Source organism: Pseudoxanthomonas broegbernensis (assembly GCF_014202435.1).
In the GTDB taxonomy this organism is placed as follows: Bacteria; Pseudomonadota; Gammaproteobacteria; order Xanthomonadales; family Xanthomonadaceae; genus Pseudoxanthomonas; species Pseudoxanthomonas broegbernensis.
Genome location: NZ_JACHGU010000018.1, coordinates 1 through 5,335 on the forward strand (window position 1 = coordinate 1; position 5,335 = coordinate 5,335).

Sequence of the window (5,335 nt, forward strand, 5' to 3'; positions counted from 1 at the left end):
GCGTCGCTGAACCGGCTGGAGACCGGCAGTCTGGGCTGGAGCGACCTGGAGAACACGGCCGCGTACAGCGCCAGCAGCATGGGGGCCAGCTTCAGCAGCAGCGGCGGAGCGGCGGGCAATGCGATCAGCAACGGCATCGGCAGCGGACTTAGCCTTGCGGTCCGCCAGGATGAAGATGCCAGCAGCACCACGCACTCAGGCATTGCCGACGGCACGCTGATCGTGCACGACGGCAGTGGTACGGACATCGCCCGTGGGGTCACCGAGCTGCAGCAAGAGGGGCTGAAGGAAATCTTCGACGCCGGGAAGGTGGCCGAGCGGATGGAGATGGGGCAGGTGGCCGGCGAGGTGGCGTTCCGGGCGGTGGGCGACATCGCGCAAGCGCTGACCCGCGAATACACCAATGCCGAGCTGCAAGCAAAGGCAGCACAAGCCGTCTTGGACAATCCATCCGCGAGCGACGCGGATCGCGCGGTAGCCCAGCAGTTGCTCACGGCTGCCCAAGCAACAATCGAGACCACGCAGCATCAGTATGACCTGTGGAAGGACGGCGGTACCGGCAAGACTCTGTTGCATGTAGCTGCGGGCGCACTGGTGGCTGGCCTGGGCGGTGGCGACGCGCTGGGTGGTGCGTTGGGGGCGGGTGTGGCGGAGCTGGGGCGTTCCCTGACAGCTGATGAAAGCAGGTTTGTCCAGGAATTGGTGAGCCTGGGCATGGGAGCGGTTGGTGGCAGCAGCGGAGCAGCAACAGGCTTGGCCGGTGAGAAGTTCAACCGGCAGTTGCATCCCAAGGAGATCGATTGGATCAATGCCAATACCGAAGCGTTTGCCGCGCAGGAGTTTGATTGCGGTGATGCATGTACCCCGGAGCAACTTGCGGCGGCGCAGCAGCGTTTGACCATTCAAGCGATGCGGCAAGTGGACAAGCGCTGGAATGACATACTGAGTTATGACGGTCTGTTGGCGCAGGACGGGCCTGCACAATCTTTCCTGAGTACCAACTACGTAACTGATGCCAAGGGCGGATTTACGTATTTCGCGCCAGGCGAAAAGTACTACGACAGCCGCATTTTTTCGGACGAACTGCGTGGCACGCAGGCGTTGTCCCAACTGTATGGAGCGGTGCTGAATACGGCCAAGGATGAGGCTCAGGCCCGCCACCTGCTGCAGGCGTTGAATCGCACCGATGCTGGTTGGCGGGACGACTTCGTCAACGACGTATTGAACAAGGATGCGTGGACAGCCTTTACGATGTTCACGGGCGATGTCGGCTTTGTGGCGGACGTGTCCAAGAAGCTTCTGTCGGGAGATGAGGAAGGTGCGGCAAGGGATGTGATGACGGCGATCCTGCTTTCCCGACTCGGGGCGGCAGGGGGGCAACTGGTCGCCAAGCTGAAGGGGCCTGCCAAGGAGACTATAGGCAAGGTTGCCGACGATCTGGCCGAGGATGCGTTCCGGAAGGCCCAGGGCATGTATGGGTCAGACGGCAAGCCGCTGATGGATTTCAGGAACTTGAGCAATGACCAGAAACGTGTCGTAGGCGAGGTACTGGGGCCGGATGCCGTAAAAGGAGTCGTTCCTGATGGGAGGCAACTTGCTCTTCCACAGGGAACTGGAACCAACGGAATCGATGAGCTATACGTCGTCAACCGAACAGATGTCGACTACATCCATGTTGAGTACAAGTTCGTTACTGATCCTAATAAGTCAGGTGCGGACCGACTTGGTAGAACCAATGACGGTTTGCAGGGCTCCGAACAATGGATGCTGGGATCTGACCGATTGGAGCATGCCGTGGGATTTGATGAGGCTGTGAATATTAGAGAGTCTCTTAAGAAGGGAAGGGTGGAGTCCTGGGTTGTTACTGTTCGGCCGGATGGATCCACTCAGTTTCAGGTGTTAGATGCGGCTGGTAAGCCAAAGTCCGTAGATTCATCACGCGTATTACCGGGATTTCCAGGTGGGGGGGGGTAATGCGATCTTCAATTGGAGGTGCTGGCTATTGGAATGCTCGTATATCTAAGGATGGCGAATGGATTGCAAAAGCAAGAAAATTGCTGGAGGGGAAATCGGATAATCCAACATATGATCCACAATTCACATTCGATCTCAGTAAAGACACGCTGCGGATGTTGCTGCGTTGCTACTCCCGTGGCGATGTGTTGAGTGAACTAGCGCCATTGTTTCCTAATATCTTGGAGATGTGGGAACTATCGAATCGCCTCGCTGTGGAGGTGTGCGATAAGCATGGCTTAGCGACCTGCCGTAACTGGGTCTTTGACCTTTCCAACCTGAACCACTACCAGTGGTGCTTTGGGCTGATAGGTCTGGCCTTGGCGCTGGAGGTGCCGGATGTCCATTGGCAGCGGTTGCTGGCGCTGGTGGGGCAGGAGGGTGAAGATGTGCTGCTGGACAAGGTGGTTGCCTGCCGCCAATCCGGACGCCGAATAGGATCAGCATTGCTGCATGATCGGCCTTACGGCCGTCTGTTGACGTGTTTGGAGTTGGGTGGCGATCAGCAGGCAAGGTTGTTGCGGGATTTCTTGGACCATTGGTATCCCGAACTTGCTCGTACTGGCAAGCAACGGCTGTGGTGGTACGACTATGGAGATCCGGTGAAGCATCCTTTGGAAAAGGGTAGCTACTTCGGTCGCTGGTGCATCGAAGCCGTAGCCGCAGTCAAATCGTTCGGCATTGACGATACCGACTGTCTGGATCATCCGTACTATCCGGGAGACTTAGTCCAAGACGGACGCAGCCCGCGCTATTCGGATCCGGTGCCCGCGACCGGGACGGACATGAGCCGGATTGAATTCGGAAGCGCTACGCATGGACGCCCAGCCCGGAACTGGCTGTCGCGGTTGCTGCTTGGGTCGGATAGGCGTCGGTGATACGTGTTGCTTCGTCCGCGCTATTTTCATAAATGGAGCCGGAAAAGGCGAAAGTGGGATCGGGTTCAATTCTTCAGATGGCCGTTGGTTGCAAGCTGACCATGCAGGTGTCCCGTCCACACTGTCCGCGAGTGATTTCCAAGCCATGAGCCGAGATTTTTCATCTGGATTTGGAGTCGTTTGGGGTGTTGGACTGCTTCGCCTTCCTGTCTTTTTCCTCTCGTCGGGTGATTGCGGGTGAACTTTTGTCCACTCATGGATGATTTCGCGCACGCCGCGCAGCCCGCCCGTGGACAGTCAGCGTTGCCCTTCGTGCGTCCCGTTGGAATCCCGGCCGCCGGCTACGGCGGGAACCACCAACCAGTGATCGCGCCATCCCAGATGCTTACGAACTTCGGGCCTCGCGTGGATTTGCGCTTGCCGCCCCAGACTTCCGCCGGCGTATGTCCGCCCAGGTGCTGATGCGGCCGCGCATGGTTGTACCAGCAGCGGAACTCGACCAGCTTGTGGCGCAAGTCGTCGCCATCGACGATGGCGATCCTGTCCAGATGCCGTTTGAGCTTGCCGAAGAACCGCTCGATACGCCCGTTCTGCCAGGGGCAATGGGGCTGGGTGGTTTGCAGTGCGATGCCCAGCGTCGCCAGCGCTGCCTTCATCAGCAGCGAGTTGAAACAGGCCTCGTTGTCCACCCGGATGCGCGCAGGCGGACCGAGCCTCCTGAACGCGCTGCACAGTTCCCGCAGGATCGTGGCGCTGCGCTTGTCGGCCAGGTCGGACAGCCGCAGGCAGGCCCGCGCGCCATGATCGACCAACCCCAGGATCATCGGTTGCCGGCCCGAGAGGTCGGCCTTGCCGGTCAGGTCCAGCCTCCAGGTGCGGTTGCACGGTATCGGGCGGGGCATGCGGTGTTTGTACTCCCGCCGCAGGCGTACCACCTCCGCCCCAGACTGGCGTAGCACGGTGGCCACAAAGCTCTTGCCCACGCTGACGCGCCGATGCGCGAACCGCCGGTTGAACACCTCGGCCAGCGTGCGGCAGCCCAGGTCGGGCGAGAGCGCCTTGAGCCGGATCAGCTCGCGCCGCACCCAGGGTGGTTTGCACTGGCTGCGGCCGGTACGCGCAGGTGGGATGAAGATCGTCCCGCGTCGCGGCCTTGTCCACCAAGTGCGTGGACGATATCCGGCCACGGTCCACACCACGGTCCACACCAGCACACACAACGCCAACAGCACCATCTTCGATCCGCTCCTTGGACACGATGCCAGTGTAGTCGGCACGGTGGTGATCTCCGATACCGAGCGGTTCTCCGGCTACCACACCGAGCGCCACCGCGACGAGGACACGCTGGTCTCGCAGGTGGCCAGCACGGTGGGCAGCCTGGGCGGCAACGTGCGCCTGGAGGCGGGCGGGGCCTACACCCAGACCGCCAGCCACGTGGTGGCGGCGCAGGACGTGGACATCACCGCGGCCACGATCGACATCCTCACCGCCGACGAAACCAGCAGCACCCGCGCGCAGGACCAGGACTTCAAGTTCGGCGTGTTCGCGCGGGTGAACTCGCCGCTGATCGACCTGGTGAACGACGTCGATGCCGCACGCCATTCCGATGGGCGGCTGCAGGCGATGCAGGGGATGGCGGCGGCGGGCAGCGCCTACCAGGCGGCCAGTGCGGTCCGCAGCGCCGCCAGCGGCGGCGACGCGGTGCTGTTCAGCGCCGAAGCAGGCATCGGGATCGCGACCAGCAAGAACCGCTACGAGGGCCAGAGCCAGGTGTCGCAGGGCTCGACCATCAGCGGCGGCGGCAACGTCAGCCTGACCGCCACCCAGGGCGACCTGCACGTGGTGCAGGGCACCCTGAGTGCGGGCGACACGCTGCGCCTGGATGCGGCCCGGGACTTGGTGCTGGAGGCGGGCCAGTCCACGGGCAGCGAGCGCGAGCGCGGCAGCAGCGCGGGCGTGGAAGTGGGCGTGGGCGTGTCGGTGGGCGCGCAGACGGGCGTGTACGCCTATGCCCAGGCGCAGGTGGGCAGCCACAGCTCGCAGATGGACAGCACCACCTGGCAGAACGCGCAGTTGAGCGGTCAGACGGTGGAACTGGTGTCCGGGGGCGACACCACCCTGCGCGGGGCGGTGGTGCAGGGCGACCGGATCGACGTGCAGGCCGGGGGCGACCTGACCATCGAGTCGCTGCAGGACGAGGTGAGCAGCCAGGCCAGGTCCAGCAGCGTCGGAGGGCGGGTGCAGGTTTCGTTCGGCACGGCCTGGAACGTGAGCGGGAATGCCAGCTCGTCCAAGGCCGACGGCCAGTACCTGGGGGTGGGCCAGCAGAGCGGGCTGTTCGCCGGCGACGGCGGCTACCACGTCAACGTGGATGGAGCGGTCAACCTGGTGGGCGGCGCCATTACCAGCACCAACGCCGACAACAGCGAGCTGACAGCCGAGTC

Annotated in this window: 3 protein-coding genes and 1 pseudogene; 3 read left to right on the forward strand and 1 reads right to left on the reverse strand. The window is 62.3% G+C overall.

The features are described from left to right. Together HNR76_RS15060 and HNR76_RS15065 are read left to right on the forward strand one after the other, a co-directional pair. A pseudogene (locus tag HNR76_RS15060) lies at window positions 1-1,974 on the forward strand (hypothetical protein); the annotation flags it as partial. Continuing rightward, complete coding sequence (locus HNR76_RS15065; RefSeq protein WP_162312327.1) at window positions 1,974-2,891, forward strand: PoNe immunity protein domain-containing protein; 918 nt, start codon at window positions 1,974-1,976, stop codon at window positions 2,889-2,891. The pseudogene HNR76_RS15060 and the gene HNR76_RS15065, both read left to right, overlap by 1 nt. Window positions 2,892-3,232: 341 nt before the next feature. Here HNR76_RS15065 and HNR76_RS15710 read toward each other — a convergent pair whose 3' ends face one another. Continuing rightward, a complete protein-coding gene (locus HNR76_RS15710) occupies window positions 3,233-3,976 on the reverse strand; it encodes an integrase core domain-containing protein (protein WP_343059340.1) in 744 nt (247 codons plus the stop codon). Window positions 3,977-4,019: 43 nt separating this feature from the next. On the opposite strand from HNR76_RS15710, the gene HNR76_RS15075 reads away from it, so the two are divergent. Continuing rightward, on the forward strand, window positions 4,020-5,335 hold a 1,316-nt coding region (locus HNR76_RS15075), incomplete at its 3' end, for a hemagglutinin repeat-containing protein (RefSeq protein ID WP_246429185.1).